The sequence below is a fragment of the Nostoc cf. edaphicum LEGE 07299 genome (assembly GCF_015207245.1).
GTDB classification, from domain to species: domain Bacteria; phylum Cyanobacteriota; class Cyanobacteriia; order Cyanobacteriales; family Nostocaceae; genus Nostoc; species Nostoc edaphicum_B.
Genome location: NZ_JADEXF010000937.1, coordinates 1 through 2734, shown reverse-complemented (window position 1 = coordinate 2734; position 2734 = coordinate 1). Strand labels below are relative to the sequence as shown.

Below are 2734 nucleotides of genomic sequence, written 5' to 3'. Positions count from 1 at the left end.
AGGCTAAAACTCTGTTATCCAGGTCAATTTTTTAACGAACCGCCTTCGCGTAGCGTCTCGTAGAGAAGGCGCAGAGGACGCAGAGAGAAGAAAGAGAAGGAAAAAATTGCTTAACTGAACTGTATTGCTGTATACCCCACTAACTCAATTAGAATACAGCAACATTTTTAAGAATAGTCATCGGCCCTTGGGTTTTGAGAATCTCCATTTCTGCTGCGTTTCGCACGAGTAGGGCACCAGCGAATCCTAATGAATTCACAGAGATAGATTGGAAATGCTCCTGCGATCGCGGTACGATTAACATCCATTCTCGTGTCGCTAGCAGATTGTAAGCACCAGATTGTTTTGCATCTAAACCCACAGCATGACGCAAAGTGCGATAAATTTCCAGTGTTGCTTGTGCCCCTGCTAATGGCGATCGCACCCAATTAGAATTTAATGGTGCGAAAGCATGTACAAAGGGAAGTTTTGCTAAAGTTGCATTCGAGTTTTGAAATTGTGCTGACGTTAGCAAAGCTTCAATTGGTATTTGCAACCCTGAAGGTGCAAGTGGTAGGGGTACTAATTGTAAGTGCTTGTGTCGCTGACTAGCACCTGCGGTTTTGTTACTGTTGTAAAATGCTAAACCATCGAAATCAGCCAAACACGCCCACATAGCCGTAAAATCTTCCAGAGTGAGTAAGCTTTCTTGTTCCTCGAAGCTACGAGTGATGATTAGCAGATGATAATCTACAACATTGAATTTATTTAAAATACATACATGGGTATCGGAGATATCCGCCACAAATAAATCTTCTTCGTAGGGCAAAAAAGGATTAAACTCTTCACCAGCAGTAGCAGATTGTTTTTCCTGTTTCTTCTTAGCCGCTTTTTTGCGATTCAGGTTAGACAAAATCCGTACCAAAAAGCGCACGCCATCCTGTTCAACAAATTCAAATTCTGTCGGAATCGAGAGTAGCGCCCCGCATTGCAAAGCATATTCAGTTCGTTCTTTAACACTTGTCCATAAAGTGTCAGGTTTAAGTAGGATTTTCCCCTGTGCCATTTTTATTCCTTCAGGCATGATGAAGAGTGCTGAGTTCCGAGTGCTGAGTTCTGAGTTTAAAGACCGCCCACAAGGGGTCTTGCTCAAACCCAAGTACATAAATACTAAGTAATTCTTAATTTCCTCAGCACTCGGCACTCAGCACTAAATTTGGTAAAGAGTACGCAGCGATGTACGTCTCTACGAATGACTATATTCCAATACGGTTCAATAAAATACCAAAGCTTTCACAACAACGCAATACCTTCGCAACAAAACTGTCACAAATCATATCTACATTAGTAATATATCTAATCCTTCCAGACAGCAATGCAAAACGAATCTCGCAACAGAGAACACCCATCAAATAGCATTTTACATAACACTGCTGATGCCAAATACCGTAATCAAGCACCCTGGAAAAAGGCTGCTGCCTCTCTATCGCTGGTGCTGCTGGGATCAGGTATGACATTGGCAGGCGGCTATATTGCTGGAAACTCTCGGCAAATGTCTGAGAGTGCATCTAATTTGGCAGTTAGTCGAGTAAATGCTGCTCTTCCATTGCCAGCCGCCACAGATCCTAACTTTGTAACACGAGTGGTGCAAAATGTCGGGCCAGCAGTAGTGCGGATTAACTCTTCCCGAACCGTCAGAACCCGGATACCAGATGAATTTAACGATCCGTTTTTTCGCCGCTTTTTTGGTTCCCAATTGCCACAATCAAGAGAAAGGGTAGAACGGGGCACTGGTTCAGGTTTTATCATCAGTGCCGATGGTCGGATTCTTACTAATGCCCATGTGGTAGATGGTGCTGATACAGTGACAGTGACACTCAAGGATGGGCGCACCTTGCAAGGTAAGGTGTTAGGAAAAGATGAATTAACCGACGTTGCTGTTATCAAGGTTCAGGCAGAGAATCTACCTTCAGTAGCCTTGGGTAACTCAGATCAACTGCAACCGGGAGAATGGGCGATCGCGATCGGCAACCCCCTTGGATTAGATAATACAGTAACTACCGGAATCATCAGTGCTACTGGACGCAGTAGTAATCTAATCGGTGCTGCCGATAAGCGAGTAGAGTATATTCAAACTGATGCAGCGATTAATCCCGGTAACTCCGGCGGCCCCCTGTTAAATTCTCGTGGCCAGGTAATTGCCATGAATACAGCTATAATCCAAGGAGCACAAGGATTAGGCTTTGCTATTCCCATCAAGACAGTACAACGCATTTCTAGTCAACTCATAGCTACAGGTAAAGTAGAACATCCTTACTTGGGAATTCAGATGGTGGGGTTAACACCTCAGCTAAAACAAAATATCAACTCAGATCCCAACATGGGTTTGAGTGTGAATGAAGATAAAGGTGTATTAGTTGTAAAAGTTGTACCAAATTCACCAGCTGCTAAAGCAGGGATACGTGCTGGTGATGTGATCCAAACGCTTGGAGGTCAAGCAGTCACAGATGCCAGCAGTGTCCAAAGGGCAGTAGAAAATAGCCAAGTCGGGAGCGATTTACGTATGGAATTACGTCGCAATGGGCAGAATCTTAACATAGCTGTACAGCCTGGTGCTTTCCCCGTGCAAGTGCAATAAAAATTTTGCTAGTCAATTGAGTAACAGGGAATTTTTTGGGATGGGTATTTTACTCGTCCCTTTTTTTCAGGTGGCAAAATTGAATTGCAGTAACCACTATTGCCGTCAGATAGGCAC

General features: G+C 43.8%; 2 protein-coding genes. One reads left to right on the top strand and one right to left on the bottom strand.

The features are described 5' to 3' along the window. Positions 1-148: 148 nt before the first annotated feature. Positions 149-1045 carry an ATP adenylyltransferase family protein gene (locus IQ229_RS22830; protein ID WP_194047674.1) on the bottom strand — a complete coding sequence of 299 codons (897 nt, stop codon included), beginning with the start codon at positions 1043-1045 and terminating at the stop codon, positions 149-151. A gap of 309 nt (positions 1046-1354) precedes the next feature. On the opposite strand from IQ229_RS22830, the gene IQ229_RS22825 reads away from it, so the two are divergent. Then, the gene (locus tag IQ229_RS22825; RefSeq protein WP_194047672.1) at positions 1355-2617 is read left to right on the top strand and encodes an HhoA/HhoB/HtrA family serine endopeptidase; all 1263 of its coding nucleotides are present in this window, start codon (positions 1355-1357) and stop codon (positions 2615-2617) included. Positions 2618-2734: the final 117 nt, after the last annotated feature.

Excerpts from the sequence above, each read along its gene's own strand:
- IQ229_RS22830 (WP_194047674.1), bottom strand. The coding sequence starts at position 1,045 with ATGGCACAGGGGAAAATCCTACTTAAACCTGACACTTTATGGACAAGT.
- IQ229_RS22825 (WP_194047672.1), top strand. The coding sequence starts at position 1,355 with ATGCAAAACGAATCTCGCAACAGAGAACACCCATCAAATAGCATTTTA.